The following is a 21601-nucleotide window of genomic DNA, read 5'->3' on the forward strand; positions in this document are numbered from 1 at the left end:
GCCATGCTCGCCTTCGCTGCGCGCCGGCTGCTGGTGTCGCTTGGGCTCGTCTGGGTGGTGGCGTCGCTGGTCTTCCTGGTGATCCACCTGATCCCGGGCGACCCGGCGGAGCTGCTGCTCTCCCAGGGCGGCATCGCGCCGGACCCGGCGGCGGTGGAGGAACTGCGCGAGCGCCTCGGCCTCAACGCACCGCTCTGGGCGCAATACCTCAGCTACATGGGCGGGTTGCTGCGCGGCGATTTCGGCCTGTCGCTGCAGGATGAGCACCCGATCGCCGAGGAGATCGCGCTGCGCCTGCCGCGCACGCTTGAACTGGTGGGCATGGCGGGGTTGCTGGCGACGCTGTTCGGCGTGCCGCTCGGCATCGCGGCGGCGCTGCGCGCGGGTGGTGCGCTGGACCGGGTGCTGTCCGCCTGGGCGGGGTTTGCGCTGTCGGTGCCGGTCTTCGTGGTGGGCACGCTGGCCGTGCTGTTGCTGGCGCAGCAGCTGAAGCTGGTTTCCGCCGGCGGCTACGTGCCGCTGGCGCGCGACCCGGGGCGGCACCTCGCCCTGCTCATGATGCCGGCGACGACCATCGCGGTCGGCCTCGGCGCCGTGGTCTTCCGTGTCATGCGATCATCGGTGCTGGAAGTGCTCGAACGCGAGCATGTGCGCGCCGCCCAGGCGCGCGGCCTGGCGCCCGGCGCCATCATCCGCCGCCATGTGCTGCGCAATGCGCTGACGCCGGTCGTGACGGTGGTGGCGCTGCATCTCGGCGCGCTGCTCGGCGGCACGGTGCTGGTCGAATTCGTGTTCAACTGGCCCGGCCTGTCGGGCTACCTGGTCCGCGCCGTCGAGGCGCGCGACTACCCGGAGGTGCTGGGCATCGTCCTGGTGATCTCGATCATCTTCGTGCTGCTGAACTTCCTGGTGGACCTGCTCTATGCGGTGATCGACCCGCGGGTCAGGCACGGCTGATGCGGCCATCCTCGATCCGGGGGCTCGCGGGGCCGGGCGCGCTGGTGCTGCTGGTCGCGCTGGTCGCCGTCGCGGCGCCGATCCTGCCGCTGTTCGACCCGGTGCGCCAGGACGTGGCGAATCGCCTCGCCGGGCCATCCGCCCTGCATTGGCTCGGCCAGGACGAATACGGGCGGGACGTGCTGTCGCGCATCATCTGGGGTGCGCGGGTGTCGCTGACCGTCGCCGTGGTGGCGGCGGCGCTCGCGGCGGTAGTGGGCACGCTGCTGGGCGTGCTGGGCGGGTATTTCCGCGGCCTGGTGGAACTGTTCACGGTGCGCGTCGCCGAGATCGTGCTGTGTTTCCCGCCCCTGTTGCTGGCGCTGCTGGTGGTGACGTTGCTGGGTCCCGGCGCCACGACGCTGGTCTTCTCCCTCGCGATCCTGTTCGCGCCGGGCTTCGCCCGCGTTGCGTATGCCGAGACGCTGTCCGCCCGCGCGCTGGACTACGTGACGGCGCAGCAGGCGCTGGGCGCGCGCACGCCGCGCATCCTGTTCGTCACGCTGCTGCCCAACATCGCGCCGCCGCTCATCGTGCAGTTCTCGCTGACCGTCGCCTCCGCGATGGTGCTGGAAAGCGGGCTGTCCTTCCTCGGCCTTGGCGTGGTGCCGCCGTCGCCATCGTGGGGCCTGATGATCCGCGGCGCGCGGGCGAGCATGGAGCTGGCGCCGCTGCTGCTGTTCTGGCCGTGCCTGGCGCTCACCGGCACGGTGCTGGTGCTGAACCTGCTCTGCGACCGCTTGCGGGACGTGCTGGATCCGCGTGGGAAGGCAGCGGGGCGGCCCGGCTTCCTCGGCCGGCTCATCGCCCTGCCGCCGGCGCCGGAACCGCGCCAGGCGCCGGGCCTGCTGAGCGTTCAGGGACTCACCCTGGCGGTGCAGAGCGCGCATGGACCGATCGAGGTGGTCCGCGATGTCGGCTTCACGCTGGCGGCCGGCGAGACGCTCGCGATTGTCGGCGAGAGCGGTTCGGGCAAGACGCTGACGGGCCTCGCCGTGATGGGCCTGCTGCCCGCCGCCGTCACGCCGGTCGCCGGCAGCATCCTTCTCACCGGCCGAGAGGGGCGCGTTCGCGACCTGTTGCGGCTGCCGGAGCGCGAGATGCGCGGCCTGCGCGGCCGCGAGCTCGCGATGATCTTCCAGGACCCGTCGAGCAGCCTGAACCCGCTGTTGCGGATCGGGTCGCAGCTTGGGGAGACGCTGCGCGCCCATGGTGTGCGCGACGGCGTGCGCGAACGCGTCGTCGCGTTGTTGCGCCAGGTCGGCCTGCCTGATCCGGAACGTGCCGCGGAGGCCTATCCGCACGAGGTCTCCGGCGGCCAGCGCCAGCGCGTCATGATCGCGGCGGCCATCGCCAACCATCCGCGCCTGCTGATCGCGGATGAGCCCACCACGGCGCTCGACGTCACGGTGCAGGCGCAGATCCTCGCGCTGCTGGCCGAGCTGAAGCGCGCCGAAGGCGGCATGGGCATGGTCTTCGTCACCCACAACCTGGCGGTGGTCAGCGACATCGCCGACCGCGTGCTGGTGATGTACGCCGGCGAAGTGGTCGAGGAAGGCCGCGTCGAGGACGTCTTCGCCGTCCCGCGCCATCCCTACACCGCGGCGTTGATCGCCTCGATGCCGGAAGGCGATGCCGAGCGGCTGACCGCGATCCCCGGCACCGTGCCGCAGCCCTGGGCCATGCCCGCGGGCTGCCGCTTCGCGCCGCGTTGCGAGATGGCGATCGACGCCTGCCGCGCCGCCGCGCCGCCGCTGGCCGAACTCGCTGCCGGGCGCCTCTCCCGCTGCCTCCGGTGGAAGGAGATGGCATGACCGGCGCGCTGGTCCGCGGCGAAGGCATCACCCGCGCCTTCCATCGGCGCGGCGGGCTGCTGTCGCGCGGAACCTCCATGCTGGCGCTGCGTGGGGTGGACATCGCGGTGCACCGCGGGGAGGCGGTCGGCGTCGTCGGCGAATCGGGTTGCGGCAAAAGCACCCTAGGTCGCGTCCTGCTGCGCCTGTTGCCGCCGACCGATGGCCGCGTGCTGTTCGAAGGGGAGGATCTGGACAGCCTGCCCGCCGCACGTTTGCGCGCGTTGCGGCGCCGGATGCAGCTGGTTTTCCAGGATCCCTATGGCAGCCTCGATCCCCGCCGCACGGTCGGTGCGCAGATCGCCGACGGGATGGTGATCCATGGCCTGGCGCGCGGCACCGAAGCGGCCGGTCGCGTGGCGGCGCTGCTGCGCCAGGTCGGCCTTGATCCCGACCAAGCGAAGCGGCTGCCCCATGAATTCTCCGGCGGGCAGCGCCAGCGGATCGCGGTCGCGCGCGCCTTGTCGACGCAGCCGGACTTCATCGTGGCGGACGAACCCGTCTCGGCGCTCGACGTCTCGATCCAGGCGCAGGTGGTGAACCTGCTGGCGGATCTGCGCGCCGAACTCGGCCTCGCGCTGATGTTCATCAGCCACGACCTGCACGTGGTTCGGCACCTGTGTGACCGGGTGGTGGTGATGTATCTCGGCCGCGTCATGGAGGAAGGCAGCGCCGCCGAGATCTTCCGCGCGCCGGCGCATCCCTACACGCGCGCGCTGCTCGCCGCGACGCCCTCGCTGCGCCATCGCGGCGCGACCGCCGCGCCGCTTGCCGGCGAGGTGCCGAGCATCGCGCGCCCGCCCTCCGGCTGCGTGTTCCGTACGCGCTGCATCTTCGCACAGCCGCGCTGCGCCGAGACCGTGCCGGCGCTGGAACCCCTGCCGGGCGCCGGCATGCGCCGCCTCGCCTGCCTCCGCGCCACGGAACTGCCATGAACGAACGACAGGAGCGCGCCGCATGATGGACCCGGCGGGCCGGGTGGCCATGATCTCGGGTGCGGCGCGTGGCATCGGGCGCGCCGTGGTGCAACGCCTGCTGGCCGCCGGCTACACGGTCAGCGCCGGCGTGCGCGATCCGTCGCGCCTGCCCGCGCATCCGGCCCTGGCGGGCCATCGCTTCGACGCCGCCGAGCCCGGCAGCGCGGATGCCTGGGTCGCCGCCACCATCGCCCGGCACGGCCGCATCGACGCGCTGGTGAACGCCGCCGGCATCAATCCGAAGGCGCGGATGCTGGATGTGGACGAGGCGAATTTCGACGCCATGTGGACGGTCAACGCCAAGGGGCCGATGCGCGTCATCCGCGCCGCCTGGCCGCATCTGATCGCCGCCGGGGAGGGGCGCGTCGTCAACATCTCCTCGCTGTCAGGCAAGCGTGTGCGCAACGAGAACCTCGGCTACGCCATGAGCAAGTTTGCCGTCATGGCGCTGACCCAGGAGGTCCGCCGCCAGGGCTGGGAGCACGGCATCCGCGCGACCGCCGTGTGCCCTGGCTTCGTCGACACCGACATGACCGCGCATGTGACGAAGGTGACACGCGATGCCATGTCGCGGCCGGAGGACATCGCCGCGCTGATCGAAGCCGTGCTGCGCCTGCCCAATACCGCCACGGTCGCGGAACTTCTGGTGAACTGCCGCCACGAGGATACGCTGTGAAGCTTGTTCGCCTGCGCGATGCGTCGCGCGCCCGCATCACCCTGACGCTCGATGGACAGCCGATCGCGGCGCAGCAGGGCGACACGCTGCTGACCGCGCTGCTCGCTTCCGGCGCCGGGCATCTGCGCGAGAGCGAGTTCGGCGACGGCCCGCGCGCCGGCTTCTGCCTGATGGGCGCCTGCCAGGATTGCTGGGTGGTGGTCGAGGGCGCCGGGCGGGTGCGCGCCTGCGCGACGCTGGCGGCCCAGGGCATGGAGGTGCGGCGCGGATGAAGGTCGCGGTGGTCGGCGCCGGCCCCGCCGGGGTGCGCGCGATGGAACGGCTGGTCGCGGCCGGCCTTTCGCCGGTCTGGATCGACGAGGCGCCCGACGGCGGCGGCCGCATCTACCAGCGCCCGCCCGCGGGCCTCGCGCATGACGCGCGCACGCTCTATGGCTTCGAGGCGAAGCGCGCGACGGCCGTGCACGACACGCTCGACGCGCTGAAGCCGAAGGTGGATTGGCGGCCCGACACGCTGGTCTGGCACATCCGGCCGGAGGCGCGAACGCTGCACACCCTGTCGCGCGGCCGCCAGGCCGAGGTCGGCTACGACGCCGCCATCCTGTGCACCGGCGCGATGGACCGGGTGATCCCGGTGCCGGGCTGGACGCGGCCCGGCGTCACGACGCTCGGTGCGGCGCAGATCGCGCTCAAGACGCAGGGCTGCGGCATCGGCCAGCGCGTCGCCCTCATCGGCACCGGGCCGTTGCTCGTGCTTGTTGCCTACCAGTATGCGAAGGCGGGTGCGGAGGTCGTCGCGGTGCTCGACACCACGCCCTTCGCGACCAAGCTGCGCGCCGCGCCCGGCCTGCTGCTGGGGGGGGCGACCTTCGCCAAGGGCCTGTACTACACCGCCTGGCTGCGCCGCCGCGGCATCCGCATCGCCGAGGGCATCACGTCGATCGCCATCGACGGCGACGAGAACGGCGTGAGCGGCATCACCTGGCGCGACGCGACCGGCCGCGCGCATCGCATCGGCTGCGATGCCGTTGGCATGGGCTGGGGCCTGAAGCCCGAGGCGCAGCTCGCCGACCTCGCCCGCGTGCCCTTCTGCCACGACCCCGTGCAGGCGAACTGGGTGCCGGTGCGCGATGGGGCGGGACGCACATCGGTCGAGGGCATCTACCTCGCCGGCGATGGTGCCGGCATCGGCGGGGCGGAGGTCGCCGAGATCGCAGGCGCGCGCGCCGCGCTGGCGCTGCTGGTCGATGCGGGTCACCGGGTCGACCCGATCGACACGATCACGCTCGACCGTCGGCTTGCCATGCAGGCGCGCTTCCGTGCTGCGCTGGAACGCGCCTTTCCCTTCCCCGCACATCTCGCGCGAGGCATCGCCGACGACACGCTGCTGTGCCGCTGCGAGGGACTGCGCGCGGGCGAGCTCCGCGCCGCCGCGCGTGCCGAGGCCGCGACCGGCCCCGCGAGTGAGGTCAACCGCGCGAAATCCTTCACCCGCATCGGCATGGGCCGCTGCCAGGGCCGCGTCTGCGGGCCCGCGGCCGCCGAGGTGCTGGCCGCGGAGCTCGGTTGCGATGTCGCCGCGATCGGGCGGCTGCGCGGGCAGCCCCCGGTCAAGCCGATCCCCATTCCCGCCCCGGTGGATACGCCATGACGACCGACTGCGACGTGCTGATCCAGGGTGGCGGCGGCGCCGGTTGCTCGGCGGCGCTGCATCTGGCGCAGCGTGGCGCGCGTGTCATCCTGCTGGAACGCGGCCTGGTCGGCAGCCAGGCCTCCGGCGTGAACTACGGCGGCGTGCGCCAGCAGGGCCGTCACCCGGCGGAGCTGCCCATCGCGCGCCGGTCGCGCGAGCTTTGGGGTCGCCTCAAGGAGATCGCCGGCACCGATGCGGAGTTCGTCGTCACCGGCCACCTGAAGCTCGCCCGCAATGACGAGGAGGAGGCGGACCTCCTGGCCTATCTCGATGTCGCGAAGCTGCACGACCTGCCGCTTCGGATGGTGGGACGCAACGCGATCCACCAGGATTATCCCTGGCTCGGGCCGAAGGTGGTGGCGGGATCCTTCGCGCCGGAGGACGGGTCGGCCAATCCGCGGCTGCTCTCGCCGGCACTTGCCAATGCGGCGCGTGCGGCGGGCGCCGATATCCGCGAACATGCCGAGGTGGTCGCGCATGGCCATGACGGCGCGCGCTTCCAGCTGCGGACCGCCGGGGGCGAGGATTTCAGCGCCCCCGTCCTGCTCAACATGGCGGGGTACTGGGGCGGCCGGGTCGCCGAGGCCTTCGGCGAGCCGGTGCCGGTCGAACCACTGAACCCCAACATGCTGGTGACCGAACCCATCCGCTACTTCATCGAGCCGAACCTCGGTGTCGTCGGCGGCAATGTCTATCTGCGCCAGATCCCGCGCGGCAACGTGATCATCGGGGGCGGGCATGGCGAGTCCGATCCGGCGGTGCCGTGGTCGCGGCCATTGCCCGACACGTCGCTGCGCGCCATGGCGCGCGCGGTGGAGCTGGTTCCCGCCATCGCGGGCACGCAGGTCATCCGAAGCTGGTCGGGGATCGACGGGCGCATGCCCGACCGCATCCCGGTGATCGGGCCGAGCCGCACCACGCCGGGCCTGTTCCACGCCTTCGGCTTCTCGGGCCACGGCTTCCAGCTCGGCCCGGCGATCGGCGCGATCATGGCGGAGCTGGTGCTCGACGGGCGCACCGACATCCCGCTCGAGGCCTTCCGCATCGATCGGTTCGGTGCCGCTTCCGCGTGAAGGACATTCGCGCGCCGATCGTGTCCACGGAGACTCATCATGGCTGATTCCGCGACGCCGATGCATGTCCGCCCCGGCGTCTTCCTGCGCCGCGATCCGGCCGGTGCCGCGGCACCGGTGGTCTTCGACATCCCGCGCAGCGGTGCGGAATACCCGCGCTCCTTCCGTCCCTCCGCGCCCTTTGCCGACGTGCAGCGATCCATCTCGATGTATGTCGAGGAAGCCTATGCCGGCGTGAGCGAGGCCGGCGCGACCTGGCTCTACGCCAGCTTCCCGAATGTCTTCATCGACCCGAACCGCAACGAGCTCGACATCGACCCCGACGCGCTCGATGGCGAATGGCCCGAAGCCTTGCGCCCCGGCGACAAGACCAGGATGGGCATCGGCCTGATCCCGATGGTCTGCGCCGGCACCACGCGGCTGTATCCCGACAGGTTGCCGGTCGCGGAGGTGCGGGCGCGCCTCGACGACTGCTACTGGCCCTACCATCACGAGCTCGGTCGCCTGCTCGCGGGCTTCCGCGACAGCCACGGCATCGCGCTGCACATGAGCTGCCATTCGATGCCCGCCATCGCCGCCGCCGGGCAGGCCGATGCCGGCCAGCGGCGGTCCGACTTCGACCTTGGTGATCGCCATGGCACGACCTGCGGGCCTGCCGTGCGGGACCTGGTCGGCTCCGTCCTCGGCGGCTTCGGCTACAACGTCACCAACAACAAGCATTTCGTCGGCGCCGAATGCGTCCGCAAGCATGGCGACCCGGCGAATGGCATCCACAGCCTGCAGATCGAGATGAATCGCGGCCTGTACATGGATGAGGCCGCGCGCACGCGCAGCGAGGGACTCGCGCGCGTGCGCGGCCACCTGGCGGAGCTCGCGCGGCAGTTGGCGGCCTTCGCGCGGGCCGCGTCACGCGGGTAGCGCAGCGCCGCCCGCGAAAGCGCCTCCAGCCTGCCCCGGCATGGCGCCATCCGAGGCAGTGCATGCGCGCGTGCGCGACATCCGTCGCATTGACGGCTTGTCAAAGCGCGAGACTCGCTCCCTACTTCCGGAGAATTCTGGGCAGAAGGATCCCGATGGCACGCTACTCGGCCTTCCGCATCCTGACCGAGGGGCTGCGCGGCAACAGCGGATGGCAGCCGGCCTGGCGCAAGGCGGCGCCGAAGCCGTCCTACGATGTGATCGTCGTCGGCGGAGGCGGGCACGGCCTGGCGACGGCGTTCTACCTGGCCAGCGTCCATGGCATCACCAACGTGGCGGTGGTCGAGCGCGGCCTGGTCGGGCAAGGCAATACCGGGCGCAATACCACCATCGTGCGGTCGAACTACCTGCTGCCGGAGAACAACCATTTCTACGAGCACTCGCTCAAGCTCTGGGAAGGGCTGGAGCAGTCGCTCAACTACAACGTCATGATGAGCCAGCGCGGCGTCATCAACCTGTTCCACAACGACGCGCAGCGGAACGCGGCGCTGCGCCGCGGCAATTCGATGCGCCTCAACGGCATCGATGCGGAACTGCTGGACCGCGAGGGCGTCAGGGCGATGTGCCCGATCGTCGACCTCGACAATGGCCGCTACCCGGTGATGGGCGGGCTGCTGCAACGCCGCGGCGGCACGGCGCGGCACGACGCGGTCGCCTGGGGCTTCGCCCATGCCGCGGATGCGCGCGGCGTCGACATCATCGAACACTGCGAAGTCACCGGCATGATCGTCGAGGGCGGCGCGATCCGGGGCGTGCGCACGAATCGCGGGGAGATCCGCGCGCCCAAGGTCGGCCTCGCGGTGGCGGGATCGACCAGCACCCTCACCGCCATGGCCGGCTTCGACGTGCCGATCGAGACGCACCTGCTGCAGGCCTTCGTCAGCGAGGCGCTGAAGCCGCTGATCGACTGCGTGGTGACCTTCGGCGCAGGGCACTTCTACGTCAGCCAGTCCGACAAGGGCGGGCTGGTCTTCGGCGGTGGTCTGGATGGCTACCCTTCCTACGGCCAGCGCGGCACGCTGCCGACCGCCGAGCATGTCTATGCCGCCGGCGTCAGCATGATCCCGGCGCTGGGACGGCTGCGCGGGTTGCGCAGCTGGGCGGGCGTGATGGACATGACCCCGGATGGCTCGGCCTATATCTGCAAGACGCCGGTGCAGGGCCTCTATATGACCGCGGGCTGGTGCTACGGCGGCTTCAAGGCGACGCCCGGCTCGGGCTGGTGCCATGCCTGGACCATCGCGAAGGACGCGCCGCACCGGCTCAATGCCGCGCATACGCTGGATCGTTTCCGCGAGGGCCGCATGCTCGACGAGCGGGGCAACGGCCCCTTCTTCTGGGCCCAGTAGCATGCTCATGATCCCATGCCCGCATTGCGGCGCGCGCGACGAGGTCGAGTTCACCTATCGCGGCGACGCGACCGTGGTGCGGCCGGCAGCCGACGCCGGCATCGAGGCGTTCCACGACTACCTGTATCTGCGGCGCAATCCGCGCGGCTGGCAGGTCGAGTGGTGGCAGCACAATGGCGGCTGCCGCGCCTTCCTCAAGGTGCTGCGCCACACCGTGACGCATGAGGTGCGCGGCGTGGTCACGGCGACCGAGGCGCTGGAGGTCCCGCCGGCATGACGCAGCGCCATCGCCTCGCGACCGGTGGGCATGTTGACCGCGCGCAGCGTCTCGGCTTCAGCTTCGACGGGCGCCGCCATGAAGGGCATGCGGGCGATACGCTCGCCTCCGCGCTGCTGGCGAACGGCGTACGGCTGGTGGGGCGATCATTCAAATACCATCGGCCCCGCGGCATTTTTTCGGCGGGCGTCGAGGAGCCCAATGCGCTCGTCGAACTGCGCAGCGGCGCGCGGCGCGAACCCAATACGCGCGCGACGGTCGCCGAGCTCTTCGAGGGCCTGGCCGCCACCAGCCAGAACCGCCGCGGGTCGCTGGCCTTCGACTGGATGGCGGTGAACGGGCTGCTCGCGCCGTGGCTCGGCGCGGGCTTCTACTACAAGACCTTCATGTGGCCTGCCTCCTTCTGGGAACGGGTCTATGAGCCGGCGGTCCGCAAGGCTGCCGGGCTTGGCCGCGCATCGGGCCTGCCCGATCCCGACCACTACGAGGCCGCGCACGCGCATTGCGACGTGCTGGTGGTCGGCGCCGGCGTGGCGGGGCTGGCGGCGGCTTTGGCGGCAGGGTCGGCAGGTGCGCGGGTGATGCTGCTGGAGCAGGACTTCCTGCTGGGCGGCGACCTGCTGAACGACCCCGCGCAGGAAGCCTGGCGGAGCACGACCATCGCCGCGCTCGCGGCCATGCCCGGCGTCACGATCATGCCGCGCACGATGGCCTTCGGCTTCTATGACGGCAGGGTGATCGGCGCCGTCGAGCAGGTGGCCGACCACCTGCCCGAGCCGCCACCGCATGCGCCGCGCCAGCGATACTGGACAATCCGCGCGCAGGAGGTCGTGCTCGCCACCGGGGCGCATGAACGGCTGATCGCCTTTCCGGGCAATGACCGGCCAGGCGTCATGTTGGCGGGCGCGGCGCGGACCTACGCCCGGCGCTATGCGGTGCGGGCCGGCGAGACCGCGGTGCTGTTTGCCACCCACGATGCCGCCTACGACGCGGCGCTTGCGCTGGCCGAGGCCGGCACGCGCATCGCCGCCATCATCGACCCGCGATCCGACAGCGCGGCGATGCAGCGCGCGCGGGAGGCCGGCTTCACGGTGCGCGCCGGCAGCGTGGTCACCGGCACCGTCGGTGGCACGGTGCTGCGCGGGGTGGAGATCGGCGCGCTCGGCAGCGGGTCGCGCGGGGATGCGCTGCCGGCCGACCTGCTGATGATCTCGGGCGGCTGGAATCCGGCGGTGCACCTCGCGAGCATGGCCGGCACGCCGTTGCGCTGGGACGACGCGCTGCGGGCCTTCCTGCCGGGCGACAGCGCCTGGCAGCGCAGCGCCGGCGCCTGCCGCGGCGTGCATGGCATCGGCGCGGCGGCGCAGGATGGGGCCGCCGAAGGGCGCGCCGCGGCACGCGCCGCCGGGTTCGCCGCCGCCGCCGCCGCGGTGCCGCTGCCCGAGGGGCCGGCCGCCGACCACCGCCCGTTCGAACTCTGGGAGGTGCAGGCGCGCGGCAAGGCCTTCGTGGACCTCCAGGACGACGTCACCGCGGACGACATCCGCCTCGCGCATCGCGAGGGCTTCATCCATATCGAGCACGCCAAGCGCTACACCACCCACGCCATGGGCACCGACCAGGGCAAGGTCGGCGGGCTGGTCGGCGCCGCGGTGCTGGCGGCGGCGCGGGGCGAACCCGTCGCGACGGTCGGCATGCCGCGCTACCGGCCCTATGCCGCGCCGGTCGCCTGGGGCGCGATGGCGGGCGGGGAGGTCGGCAAGCACTTCCAGCCGGTGCGCCGCACGTCGCTGCATGGCGAACATGATCGGCTCGGCGCGGTCTGGATGGATGCGGGGCTGTGGAAGCGCCCCGCCTATTATCCGAAAGCCACCGACGCCGATGCCTGGGCCAGCGTGAAGCGCGAGGCGCACGCGGTGCGCGAACGCGTCGGCGTCTGCGACGTCTCCACCCTCGGCAAGATCGCGGTGGAAGGGCCGGATGCGGCGACCTTCCTCGATCGCGTCTATGCCAATACCTTCTCGACGCTGGCGATCGGTCGCGCGCGCTACGGGCTGATGCTGCGCGAGGACGGCATCGTCTTCGACGACGGCACCACCACGCGGCTCGGGCCGGATCGCTTCTTCGTCACCACCACGACGGCGCAGGCCGGGCCGGTGATGCAGCATCTGGAATTCCACCTGGCCAGCGCCTGGCCCCACCTCGATGTCAGCTTGGCGAGCGTGACCGACCACTGGGCGGCGATGTCGATCGCCGGGCCCAAGGCGCGCGACGTGGTGGCCGCGGTGGTGCAGGGCATCGATGTCGCGAACGAGGCGTTTCCCTTCATGGCGGTGGCGGATTGCACCGCCGCGGGCGTGCCTGCGCGGCTGTTCCGCATCTCCTTCTCCGGTGAGCTCGCCTACGAGATCGCCATGCCGGCGGGCTACGCCACGCATGTCTGGCAGGCCGTGCTGGCGGCCGGCGCGCCGCATGGCATCGAGCCCTATGGCGTCGAGGCGCTCGGCCTGCTGCGGATCGAGAAGGGCCATGTCGCGGGCGCCGAGCTCAATGGGCAGACCACGGCCCATGACCTCGGGCTGGGGCGGATGCTGAAGAAGAAGGGCGACTTCATCGGGCGCGTGCTGGCGCAGCGCCCGGGGCTGACGGATCCGTCGCGGCCGCACCTGGTCGGCCTGCGCAGCGTCGATCCCAACCGCCAGATCCGCGCCGGCAGCCACCTTCTGGTGGACGGGCAGGACCAGGGCTGGATCAGCAGCGCCACGCAGTCGGTCGTTGATCCCGGCTGGATCGGGCTGGGCATGTTGCGCGACGGCGCGGCGCGCATCGGCCGCGAGATCGTCGCCGCCAATCCGCTGATGGGCGAGGAGGTGCCGGTGAAGGTCGTCACGCCGCACGGCTATGACGCGGAGAACCTCCGTGTCCGCGCCTGAACCGACGCATCCCCTGGCGGCCGCGGCGCGCGGCCATCACGGGGCGACCGGCGGCGCCGCGCTGCACGTGACCTTCCCGGCGCGCGAGATCGTCCAGGTCATGCTGCGGCGCGGCCAGGACAACGCGCTGGCCGCCGCGATGCGCGCCGCCTTCGGGATCGACCCGCCAGGACCGGGCGCGACGGCGACGGGCAGCGGCGTCACCGCCATCTGGGTGCAGCCCGGCCAGTGGCTGCTGACGGCACCGCGCAGCAGCGAAGGCGCGCTGGCGACGCAGGCGGCGCGCGCCTTCGTCGGGCTTGCCGCCGTGGCGGACCAGAGCCATGGGCGCACCACCATCGCCCTGTCCGGTGCGGCGGCGCGCGAGGTGCTGTCGCGCGGATGCCGGCTCGATCTTCACCAGGCCGCCTTCGGTCCCGGCCGTGCCGCCAACACCCCGATCGCGCAGATCGGCTGCCTGGTCCACCAGACCGACGCCACGCCATGCTTCGAGCTCACCGTCTTCTCGACGCTGGCAGACCCTTTCCTGCACTGGCTGATCGAGGCCGCGGCGCCCCTTGGGGTGGACATCGCGTGAGCGCGGCGGCGAGCGTTCCGGACGACGCCGGCACGAGCGCCCCGCTCCTCAGCGTCCGCGACCTCGCGCTGCATATCCCGGTGCCGCCGCATGTGCTGCGCGCGGTGGACGGGGTCTCCTTCGACCTGCGGCGCGGCGAGACGCTCGGCCTGGTCGGCGAGAGCGGCAGCGGCAAGACGCTGACCGCGCTGATGCTGATGCGCCTGCTGGAACCGCCGCTCGATTCGCTGCCGCAGGGCCAGGTGATGCTGGACGGCATCGACCTGATGACGTTGAGCGAGGCGCGCATGTCCGCGCTGCGCGGGCGCACCGTGTCGATGGTGTTCCAGGAACCGATGACGTCGCTGAACCCGGTGATGACGGTGGGGCGGCAGATCGCGGAACCGCTGATGCGGCATCTGGGCCTGTCGGCACGCGAGGCGGCTGCGCGCGCCGAGGAGATGCTGCGCCTGGTGCATATTCCCGATCCAAGGCGCGTGGCGGGCGCCTATCCGCACCTGCTCTCCGGCGGGATGCGGCAGCGCGCGATGATCGCCATCGCGCTGGCCTGCCGGCCGGCGGTGCTGGTGGCTGACGAGCCGACCACCGCGCTCGACGTCACGGTGCAGGCGCAGATCCTCGAACTGCTCGGCGAATTGCAGCGCGAGATGGGCAGCGCCATCCTGCTCATCACCCACGACCTCGCGGTGATCGCCGAGACGGCGCACCGCGTCGCCGTCATGTATGCCGGGCGTATCGTCGAGGAAGCACCCGTCGCGCTGCTCTTTGCCGCGCCGCGCCATCCCTACACGCGCGGGCTCCTGGCCTCGATTCCGCGGATCGAGCGCGTGCCGGCGGCGACCCTGCCCGAGATCCCGGGCATGGTGCCGGGACCGGCGGATCGGCCGGCCGGCTGCGCTTTCACGCCCCGTTGCGCGCGCGCCTTGCCACGCTGCGCCGACGCGGCGCCGCCGCTGGCCGACCTTGCCAGCGGCCATCGCGTCGCCTGCTGGAATCCCGCCGATGGCTGAGCCGCTGCTCAAGGTCTCGGGGCTCGAGGTCCATTTCCCGATCCGCTCGCCCTTCCTGCAGCGACGCATCGGCACGGTGCGCGCGGTGGATGGCATCGATCTCGACGTGGCGCGCGGCGAGACGCTGGCCATCGTGGGCGAAAGCGGTTGCGGCAAGACCACCACGGGCAAGGCGATCCTGCGGCTGATCGATTCCACCGCCGGGTCGATCCACTTCGGCGGCGAGGACATCGCGCGGCATGGCGCCGCCGCGCTGGCGCCGTTCCGTCGACGCATGCAGATCGTGTTCCAGGATCCTTATGCCAGCCTCAATCCGCGCATGACCGTGGGCGGCATCCTGGCGGCGCCGTTCGACATCCATCGCATCGGCGTGGCGCAGGACCGCGCCGAGCGTGTCGCTGCCCTGCTGCGCACCGTCGGCCTGCCGCCCGAGGCCGCGCGGCGCTACCCGCATGAATTCAGCGGCGGGCAGCGGCAGCGCATCGGCATCGCAAGGGCCCTCGCGCTCGAGCCGGAGCTGATCATCGGGGACGAGCCGGTCAGCGCGCTCGACGTGTCGATCCAGGCGCAGATCATCAACCTGATGAAGCGGCTGCAGGCCGACCGTGGCCTCGCCTACATCATGATCTCGCACAACCTCGCGGTGGTCAGCCATGTCGCGGACCGGGTGGCGGTGATGTATCTCGGCCGGGTGGTGGAGACGGCACCGCGCGAGGAGCTGTTCTTCCGCGCACAGCATCCCTACACCCAGGCGCTGCTCTCCGCCGTGCCGGGGCGCGGCCGCAGCCGCCAGGTGCTGCAGGGCGATGTCCCGAGCCCGGCCAGGCCGCCCACGGGCTGCCATTTCCACCCGCGCTGCCCAATCGCCCAGACGCGGTGTGCCGAGGAAGCGCCGGCCTCGCGAATCCTCGCGCCCGGCCATGCGGTGGCGTGCCACATGGTGTCGCCATGATCGGCTTCATCGCCTGGCGGCTGCTGCAGGCCATCCCGCTGCTGATCGGCGTGTCGCTGATCGGCTTCGGCCTGATGCACCTGGCCCCGGGTGGGCCGCTGGCGGTCTACACCCTGAACCCGACCATCCAGGCGCAGGATATCGAGCGCATCAAGATCATCTTCGGCCTCGATCAGCCGATCCACGTGCAGTACGTCAAATGGGCCAGCGGCCTGGCCTCCGGCCATTGGGGCTACACCTTCTTCGGCGGCCGGCCGGTGCTCGACGTGATCCTGGAGCGCCTGCCGGCGACGCTGCTGCTGATGGGGTCCGCCCTGTCGGTGGCGATCGTGCTCGGCCTGTCGATCGGCGTGCTGGGCGCGGTGCGGCGATATTCGGTCTTCGACGTGCTGGCGACCACCGGCGCGCTGTTCGCGCTGTCCTTCCCGACCTTCTGGTTCGGCCTGATGGCGATCTTTGTCTTCGCCATCGAACTGCGCTGGCTGCCCTCCGGCGGCATGTGGGAGCTAGGGGAGGAAGGCAACATCCTGTCGCTGCTGCGGCACCTGGTGCTGCCCACCATGGTGCTGGCCCTGGTCATCACGGCGACCTGGAGCCGCTATTCGCGCTCGGCCTTCCTGGAAGTGATGCAGCAGGACTTCATGCGCACCGCGCGCGCGAAGGGGGAGCCGCCGGCGGCCAGGCTGATGCGCCACGCACTGCCGAACGCCGCCAAGCCGCTGATCGCGCTGCTCGGCGTCGAGCTGCCCTTCCTGTTCTCCGGCGCGCTGGTGACCGAGACGATCTTCGGCTGGCCGGGCATGGGCCGCCTGTTCGTCGATGCGCTGAACATGAAGGAATATCCGGTGCTGATGGGCCTGATGATGTTCACGGCGGTCTTCGTCGTGATCGGCAACCTGCTCGCCGACATCGCGATCGCCGCCATCGATCCGCGGGTGCGCCTGCGATGAGCGCCGCCGCGGCCCCGCCGGAAGGCCAGGTCGGGCGCATCTGGGCGCGCTTCCGGCGCCACCGCCTGGCGTTGGCCGGCGGCATCGTGGTGGCGCTGCTGCTGGCCTCGGCGCTGTTCGCGCCGGTCTTCGCGCCGCAGGATCCGACGCTGCTCGATACCGCCCTGCGGTTCCGCACGCCCTTCGCCGACTGGGCGCATCCGCTCGGCACGGATGAACTCGGGCGCGATACCTTGTCGCGGCTGCTGCATGGTGGTCGGGTCTCGTTGACGGTCGGGCTGGTGGCGATGATCACGACGGTCGCGACCGGCGCCTTCATTGGCATCACCGCGGGGTTCCTCGGCGGCTGGGTCGACACGCTGCTGATGCGCTTCGTCGATACCATGCTGTGCTTCCCGCAGGTCTTCCTGCTGCTGGTGGTCGCGGCCTTCGTGCCGCCGACGCTGCTGTCGATTTCCCTGGTGATCGGCCTGACCTCCTGGATGGAGGTGAGCCGCATCGTCCGCGCCGAGATCCTGCACCTGAAGGAACAGGATTTCGTCGCGGCCGCACGGGCGCTGGGCGCTTCCCGCGCACGCATCATGTTCCGCGAATTGCTGCCCAACGCCGCCGCGCCGATCCTGGTGGCGGCGACGCTGAAGGTCGCCTCGGCCGTGCTGATGGAGAGCTACATCTCCTACCTTGGCTATGGCGTGCAGCCGCCGCTGGCGTCGTGGGGCAACATGCTGACCAATGCGCAGGGGTATTTCGATACGGTACCCTGGCTCGCCATCCTGCCCGGGGCGGCGATCACGCTGACGGTGATGGGCTTCAACTTCCTGGGCGACGGGCTGCGCGACGCGCTCGACCCCCGCCTGCGCATGGATCCGTGAACCACAAGAACCAAGGAGGCTTGCGACATGACCATCCGGATTTCGCGCCGCGGCATTCTCGCCGGATCCGCGACGCTGCTGGCCGCGCCCACGGTCTGGGGGCAGTCGATCAACCGGGATCGCATCATCCTGGCGATGACGCAGGAACCGGTGCAGTTCAATCCGCTGCTCTATGTCAATGCCGGCACCGAGAACGTGCCCGAGGCCTGCCTGTTCGACGCGCTGTGGGACGTGAACGACAAGGGCGACTTCATCCCCAACCTCGCGGTCGAGGTGCCGTCGCGCCAGAATGGCGGCATCTCTGCCGATGGCCTGACCTGGACGGTGAAACTGAAGCCCGGCGTGAAGTGGTCCGACGGTCAGCCTTTCACCGCGAAGGATGTCGAGTTCACCTACCAGACCATCATGAGCCCGGCCGTCGCCGTGCGCAGCCGGTCGGGCTTCGACCTGATCAGGGCCTTCCGCGTGAAGGACGACCTGACGGTCGAGATGGCGCTGTCGCGTCCCTTCCTGCCGTTCCTGTGGGCCTGGCAGAACATGCACATCGTCCCGCAGCACATCCTGTCGCGGGAAGCGAACATCCAGACCTCGGGCTTCAACAGCCAGCCGATCGGCACCGGTGCGTTCATCCTGCGCAGCCGCACCGCGGGCAGCCACATGATCTATGAGCGCAACCCGAATTATCACCGTGGCCCGGCCAAGGTGCGCCAGTTCATCCACAAGTTCGTGCCCGACCAGATGGCCGCCTATGGCCAGGCGCGGACCGGCGAGGTGGATTACTTCGCGCTCGGCGGCGTTCCGCCGGACCGCTTCCGGGAGGCGCGCGGCTTCGCCGATCGCGACTTCCTGCTGAACCCGACGCCCAACGTGCAGTTCATCTACTACAATTGCGGCAAGCCCCAGTTCAGCGACCCGCGCGTGCGTCGTGCGCTGACCATGGCGACGCAGATGCAGAAGTCGATCGACGACATCTATTTCGGCACCTGGCCGCGCACCCTGTCCTACCTGCAGCCGACGCACTGGGCCTACAACAACGACCTTCGCGACTACACCAACGACGCCGCCGGCGCGGAACGCCTGCTGGACGAGGCCGGCTGGCGCAAGGGGCCGGACGGCATCCGCGCGAAGGACGGCGTGCAGCTGAAGTTCACCATGTCCACCACCGCGGGCAATGTCGCGCGGCAGGGCTGCCAGGCGCTGTTCCAGCAGAACTGGAAGGCGATCGGCGTGGAGATGGAAATCCGCAACATGCCGGCCTCGGTGGTGTGGGGCGAGTTCACCACGCAGTCGCGCTTCGACACGCTGCTGGTGGCCTGGGATCCGACGGTGGGCCTCGACCCCGACTACACGGCGCGCTGCCATTCCAGGATGATCCCGGTGAAGCACCGCCAGGGGTCGAACTACGTGCAGTACGAGAATGCCGAGGTGGATCGGCTGCTCGAACTGGGCGTGACGCAGACCGAGCAGGCTGACCGCGTCAGGACTTATCGGCAGATACAGGCCATCCTGCACGAGGAAGTGCCCTTCGCCGCGCAGGGCGGGTCGGTGCAGGGGCACCTGAAGCGCAAGCAGCTCCAGGGGCCGACGCCGAACCAGTACGTCACGGACATCACCTGGAACGTCTACGACTGGGCCTGGGCATAGCGACGCATCGCGTACGGCGTGCCGATCATCGGCACGCCGAGCGCCCGAACGGGAGTCGCGCGAAGCCAAGCGGCCGGCGGCCGCGCCCGGTGTCTGAGGGCGCAAAAACCTACGCCGGCAGGGCATCCCAACCCTGCCGGCTGCGCCAATCCAGCGGCAGGTTGCCGAAGCGCGACAGCTTCAGCTGCGACAGGTCCGCGAAGTCGCAGGCGCCCTGCGTGACGAGCTGCGCCAGCGCCCGGCCCGTCGCCGGCGACAGGCCGAAGCCGACGGACGACATGCTCGCGACCACCACATTGCCCGGGTCCTCCAGGCGGTCGAGGATCGGCCGGCCATCCGGCGTGTTCTCGACGATGCCGCCCCAGGACCGGATGACTCGCACATGGCCCAGGCGCGGGAACATCTCGTGCAGCCGGCGTGCGAGGCCGCCGATGACGGGCGAGTTCACCGGCCGCGGCGTGGCTTCGCCGTCGATGTCGATCCATTCATGCGGCCCGCCGCCATAGGCCAGGTTCCCGCGCAAGGTCTGCCGACCGTACAGCCCGTTGCCATCCACGCCGCCATGGGCGATCGGCGGGAGCGGTTCGGTCACGATCATCTCGACGCGTGCGGGCGCCATCGGCACGCGATGGCCGAGCGGTTCCGCCAGCGCCGCGGTGTGCGGCCCGGCGGCGATCACCACGGCATCGCAGCCGATCTCGCCGGCGCTCGTCTCCACCGCCACAGCGCGGCCGGCGCGCGTGCGGATGCCGCGCACGGCGGTGTGCTGCAGGATGCGCCCGCCATGGCGCTCCACTGCCCAGGCATAGGCCTGGCTGGTGCGCTGCGGATTGGCGTGGCCGCCATACTGCCAGTGGATCCCGCCGATCGCGTTGTCGCCGACCCAGGGCACCAGCGCGCGCAGTTCCGCGCGATCGAGCGGCGCCGCCGCGAAGCCCTGGTCCGTCGCGAGCTTCGTCGACTTCCACATGCGGTCGAGCTGGCCTTCATCCAACGCGACCTTCAGCCGGTGGCCCCGCCATTCGGTCGGATGGCCGAGCAGCTCGTCCATCATCGGCCACAAGCGCTGCTCCTCCTGGAACAGCGGCGAATAGGGGTGGGTGCAGCCGCCGCCGTTGCGCCCGCTGGCCTCCCAGCCGACGATCCCCTTCTCGACCACCGTGACCGGATGGCCTGCCCGCGCCAGCCAGAAGGCCGTGGACAGGCCGGTGACGCCGCCGCCGACGATGACGATCACTTCACCACATCCCCGCCGCTGAGGCGCCCGCCGATGAATTCGGGATTCTCCGGCACCGGATCCCAATGCGGCAGCCATTGCGCGGCGATGCCGAACCAGCCGGTCCAATTGGCGCGCAGCGCCGGGTCCTCCTCCAGCGCCGCAAGCACCGCGAGCGGCAGCGGCCGCAGCGGCGCGCGGTAGGATGCCGGCGGCGCCGGGCGGTCGCGCGACAGCAGAGCATGCACGCTCTCGCGGCAGCGGCGCCCCTGGCACGGGCCCATGCCGGCGCGGGTCAGGCGCTTCACCTGGTCCTGGTTCGGCGGACCGAGCGCGGCCAGGCCCGCCGCCGGCCCCGCGGCATCGAGGTAGCGCGGCGGGCGCAGCGCCCGCAGGTCGCCGGCCGTGACATCCTCGCAGGCACAGACGACCGCGTGATCCTCCGCCATGGCCAGGTCGAGCCAGGCGCCACGCTGCGCCGGCGCGGTGCCCGCCGCATCGCCCACCACGACCACCGGCGCGCGGCCGGCCGCGACGAAGCCGCCGCGCGCCGCATCCCAGGTGATCGGGCAGCCAAGCAGGTCCGCCAGGTCGACCATCGGGACCGTGTCGACCGCCATGACCACCGTGTCGCAGGCGACCTCCTGCCAGGTCGTGTCGTCGCGCCAGCTGACGCCGGAGACGGCGTCGCGCCCCTCGATGCGCACGCTGGTCGGTGTCGCGATGTGGCCCGCGATGGCGAGGCCGGCCGCGCGCGCGGCGGCCAGCGCGTCATCGGCCATGGCGCCGCCGCCGATCACCACGACGCGCCGGCCGGAGAAGGCGCCATAGAGCCGTAGCAGCGCATCGAATCCCTGCGCGCCCATGACGCCAGGCAGGGCCCAGCCCGCGAAGGGCAGGACCACGTCGCGCGCACCGAGCGCGAGGGTGATGCGGTCGCAGCTGACCAGCGAGGCCGCTTCGCGATCCGCCAGCCCGACGACCGGCTTCGGGAAGACGCGGCTGGCCGGCCCCTTCGCGAAGCCGCCCCAGGCGGCTGTCCCGAGCCGCACCTCGACGCCTTCCTCCATGGCATCGAGCAGCCCCGGCCGCGCGGCGACGATGCGTTCCTCCATGCGGGCGGCCGTGCCGATGCCCGCATCGAAGCGCGCGCCGAACAGATACGGGATGTCGAGGCCGAACAGCCCGGGATCGAGCGGATGTTCGTCCACCAGCAAGGTCTTCGCGCCAGATGCCGCGGCCGCGCGCGCCGCGGCGATGCCGGCCGCGCCGGCGCCGACGACCAGGTGGTCGAAGTGCCCCTGCAGCGGAAACGCCTTGCCGGCGATGGAGGTCGGGTCTGCGCTCGCCATGCCGGAAGGTTAGGCGGAAATCCGCGGCGGGTCATGGCGTGAATTCAGGCGAGCGCACTGGCCTGCGCGTCGCGCGGGCACTGTCGCAGCGGTATGCCGAAGAATTGGATGGATCGCGTCCGCGCCTGGAATTCGCGCGCCACGCACGCCCTGGACAGGTGCGTCGCCCTTGCCGCACATGATGGCGCTCGATAGCCTCGCGGCGAGGTGAACAGATGGAACG

Annotated in this window: 19 protein-coding genes; 17 read left to right on the forward strand and 2 right to left on the reverse strand. The window is 71.2% G+C overall.

The annotated features are described in order from the left end of the window. The first annotated feature begins 3 nt into the window (after nt 1–3). From LQ222_RS17550 to LQ222_RS17630, 17 genes are all read left to right on the forward strand, one after another. A complete protein-coding gene (locus tag LQ222_RS17550; protein WP_230168137.1) occupies nt 4–957 on the forward strand; it encodes an ABC transporter permease in 954 nt (317 codons plus the stop codon). Further along, nucleotides 957–2810, forward strand: a complete 1854-nt coding sequence (locus LQ222_RS17555) for a dipeptide/oligopeptide/nickel ABC transporter permease/ATP-binding protein (RefSeq protein ID WP_230168138.1) — start codon at nt 957–959, stop codon at nt 2808–2810. The genes LQ222_RS17550 and LQ222_RS17555 overlap by 1 nt, the downstream gene beginning before the upstream one ends. Next, on the forward strand, nt 2807–3784 hold the full coding sequence (locus tag LQ222_RS17560; protein ID WP_230168139.1) for an ABC transporter ATP-binding protein: 978 nt from the start codon (nt 2807–2809) through the stop codon (nt 3782–3784). Before LQ222_RS17555 ends, LQ222_RS17560 begins: the two co-directional genes overlap by 4 nt. Before the next feature lie 22 nt (nt 3785–3806). Continuing rightward, a complete protein-coding gene (locus LQ222_RS17565; RefSeq protein ID WP_230168140.1) occupies nt 3807–4502 on the forward strand; it encodes an SDR family NAD(P)-dependent oxidoreductase in 696 nt (231 codons plus the stop codon). Continuing rightward, nucleotides 4499–4774 (forward strand): (2Fe-2S)-binding protein, encoded by a 276-nt coding sequence (locus LQ222_RS17570; RefSeq protein ID WP_230168141.1) that lies wholly within the window; start codon nt 4499–4501, stop codon nt 4772–4774. Before LQ222_RS17565 ends, LQ222_RS17570 begins: the two co-directional genes overlap by 4 nt. Beyond that, on the forward strand, nt 4771–6153 hold the full coding sequence (locus LQ222_RS17575; RefSeq protein ID WP_230168142.1) for an FAD-dependent oxidoreductase: 1383 nt from the start codon (nt 4771–4773) through the stop codon (nt 6151–6153). The genes LQ222_RS17570 and LQ222_RS17575 overlap by 4 nt, the downstream gene beginning before the upstream one ends. Beyond that, nucleotides 6150–7268: an FAD-binding oxidoreductase gene (locus tag LQ222_RS17580; protein ID WP_230168143.1), complete on the forward strand. Its 1119-nt coding sequence runs from the start codon at nt 6150–6152 to the stop codon at nt 7266–7268. The genes LQ222_RS17575 and LQ222_RS17580 overlap by 4 nt, the downstream gene beginning before the upstream one ends. Before the next feature lie 39 nt (nt 7269–7307). Next, the gene (locus LQ222_RS17585) at nt 7308–8186 is read left to right on the forward strand and encodes an N-formylglutamate amidohydrolase (protein ID WP_230168144.1); all 879 of its coding nucleotides are present in this window, start codon (nt 7308–7310) and stop codon (nt 8184–8186) included. Between the two features lie 155 nt (nt 8187–8341). Further along, nucleotides 8342–9595, forward strand: coding sequence for a sarcosine oxidase subunit beta family protein (locus LQ222_RS17590; RefSeq protein WP_230168145.1), 1254 nt, complete (start codon nt 8342–8344; stop codon nt 9593–9595). Between the two features lies 1 nt (nt 9596). Further along, nucleotides 9597–9872 carry a sarcosine oxidase subunit delta gene (locus LQ222_RS17595; protein ID WP_230168146.1) on the forward strand — a complete coding sequence of 92 codons (276 nt, stop codon included), beginning with the start codon at nt 9597–9599 and terminating at the stop codon, nt 9870–9872. Then, complete coding sequence (locus tag LQ222_RS17600; RefSeq protein ID WP_230168147.1) at nt 9869–12805, forward strand: sarcosine oxidase subunit alpha family protein; 2937 nt, start codon at nt 9869–9871, stop codon at nt 12803–12805. The genes LQ222_RS17595 and LQ222_RS17600 overlap by 4 nt, the downstream gene beginning before the upstream one ends. Further along, nucleotides 12792–13382 carry a sarcosine oxidase subunit gamma gene (locus LQ222_RS17605; protein ID WP_230168148.1) on the forward strand — a complete coding sequence of 197 codons (591 nt, stop codon included), beginning with the start codon at nt 12792–12794 and terminating at the stop codon, nt 13380–13382. The genes LQ222_RS17600 and LQ222_RS17605 overlap by 14 nt, the downstream gene beginning before the upstream one ends. Then, a complete protein-coding gene (locus LQ222_RS17610) occupies nt 13379–14392 on the forward strand; it encodes an ABC transporter ATP-binding protein (RefSeq protein WP_230168149.1) in 1014 nt (337 codons plus the stop codon). Before LQ222_RS17605 ends, LQ222_RS17610 begins: the two co-directional genes overlap by 4 nt. Continuing rightward, entirely contained in the window at nt 14385–15344 is a 960-nt protein-coding gene (locus tag LQ222_RS17615; protein ID WP_230168150.1) for an ABC transporter ATP-binding protein, read from the forward strand. Before LQ222_RS17610 ends, LQ222_RS17615 begins: the two co-directional genes overlap by 8 nt. Next, complete coding sequence (locus LQ222_RS17620; RefSeq protein WP_230168151.1) at nt 15341–16294, forward strand: ABC transporter permease; 954 nt, start codon at nt 15341–15343, stop codon at nt 16292–16294. The genes LQ222_RS17615 and LQ222_RS17620 overlap by 4 nt, the downstream gene beginning before the upstream one ends. Beyond that, nucleotides 16291–17166, forward strand: a complete 876-nt coding sequence (locus tag LQ222_RS17625) for an ABC transporter permease (RefSeq protein WP_230168152.1) — start codon at nt 16291–16293, stop codon at nt 17164–17166. The genes LQ222_RS17620 and LQ222_RS17625 overlap by 4 nt, the downstream gene beginning before the upstream one ends. 27 nt (nt 17167–17193) lie before the next feature. Next, entirely contained in the window at nt 17194–18810 is a 1617-nt protein-coding gene (locus LQ222_RS17630; protein WP_230168153.1) for a peptide ABC transporter substrate-binding protein, read from the forward strand. A gap of 109 nt (nt 18811–18919) precedes the next feature. On the opposite strand, the gene LQ222_RS17635 is transcribed toward LQ222_RS17630, so the two are convergent. Both LQ222_RS17635 and LQ222_RS17640 read right to left on the reverse strand, forming a co-directional pair. Further along, on the reverse strand, nt 18920–20047 hold the full coding sequence (locus LQ222_RS17635; RefSeq protein WP_230168154.1) for an FAD-binding oxidoreductase: 1128 nt from the start codon (nt 20045–20047) through the stop codon (nt 18920–18922). Then, complete coding sequence (locus LQ222_RS17640) at nt 20044–21378, reverse strand: (2Fe-2S)-binding protein (RefSeq protein ID WP_230168155.1); 1335 nt, start codon at nt 21376–21378, stop codon at nt 20044–20046. The genes LQ222_RS17635 and LQ222_RS17640 overlap by 4 nt, the downstream gene beginning before the upstream one ends. Between the last annotated feature and the right edge of the window lie 223 nt (nt 21379–21601).

This window comes from Roseomonas sp. CECT 9278 (assembly GCF_918698155.1).
GTDB lineage: Bacteria > Pseudomonadota > Alphaproteobacteria > Acetobacterales > Acetobacteraceae > Neoroseomonas.

What these genes read in the sequence shown, in the direction of transcription:
- LQ222_RS17625 (WP_230168152.1), top strand. Translation starts at nt 16,291, where the DNA reads ATGAGCGCCGCCGCGGCCCCGCCGGAAGGCCAGGTCGGGCGCATCTGG.
- LQ222_RS17620 (WP_230168151.1), top strand. Translation starts at nt 15,341, where the DNA reads ATGATCGGCTTCATCGCCTGGCGGCTGCTGCAGGCCATCCCGCTGCTG.
- LQ222_RS17560 (WP_230168139.1), top strand. Translation starts at nt 2,807, where the DNA reads ATGACCGGCGCGCTGGTCCGCGGCGAAGGCATCACCCGCGCCTTCCAT.
- LQ222_RS17550 (WP_230168137.1), top strand. Translation starts at nt 4, where the DNA reads ATGCTCGCCTTCGCTGCGCGCCGGCTGCTGGTGTCGCTTGGGCTCGTC.
- LQ222_RS17600 (WP_230168147.1), top strand. Translation starts at nt 9,869, where the DNA reads ATGACGCAGCGCCATCGCCTCGCGACCGGTGGGCATGTTGACCGCGCG.
- LQ222_RS17615 (WP_230168150.1), top strand. Translation starts at nt 14,385, where the DNA reads ATGGCTGAGCCGCTGCTCAAGGTCTCGGGGCTCGAGGTCCATTTCCCG.
- LQ222_RS17580 (WP_230168143.1), top strand. Translation starts at nt 6,150, where the DNA reads ATGACGACCGACTGCGACGTGCTGATCCAGGGTGGCGGCGGCGCCGGT.
- LQ222_RS17590 (WP_230168145.1), top strand. Translation starts at nt 8,342, where the DNA reads ATGGCACGCTACTCGGCCTTCCGCATCCTGACCGAGGGGCTGCGCGGC.
- LQ222_RS17585 (WP_230168144.1), top strand. Translation starts at nt 7,308, where the DNA reads ATGGCTGATTCCGCGACGCCGATGCATGTCCGCCCCGGCGTCTTCCTG.
- LQ222_RS17640 (WP_230168155.1), bottom strand. Translation starts at nt 21,378, where the DNA reads ATGGCGAGCGCAGACCCGACCTCCATCGCCGGCAAGGCGTTTCCGCTG.
- LQ222_RS17630 (WP_230168153.1), top strand. Translation starts at nt 17,194, where the DNA reads ATGACCATCCGGATTTCGCGCCGCGGCATTCTCGCCGGATCCGCGACG.
- LQ222_RS17565 (WP_230168140.1), top strand. Translation starts at nt 3,807, where the DNA reads ATGATGGACCCGGCGGGCCGGGTGGCCATGATCTCGGGTGCGGCGCGT.
- LQ222_RS17575 (WP_230168142.1), top strand. Translation starts at nt 4,771, where the DNA reads ATGAAGGTCGCGGTGGTCGGCGCCGGCCCCGCCGGGGTGCGCGCGATG.
- LQ222_RS17555 (WP_230168138.1), top strand. Translation starts at nt 957, where the DNA reads ATGCGGCCATCCTCGATCCGGGGGCTCGCGGGGCCGGGCGCGCTGGTG.
- LQ222_RS17595 (WP_230168146.1), top strand. Translation starts at nt 9,597, where the DNA reads ATGCTCATGATCCCATGCCCGCATTGCGGCGCGCGCGACGAGGTCGAG.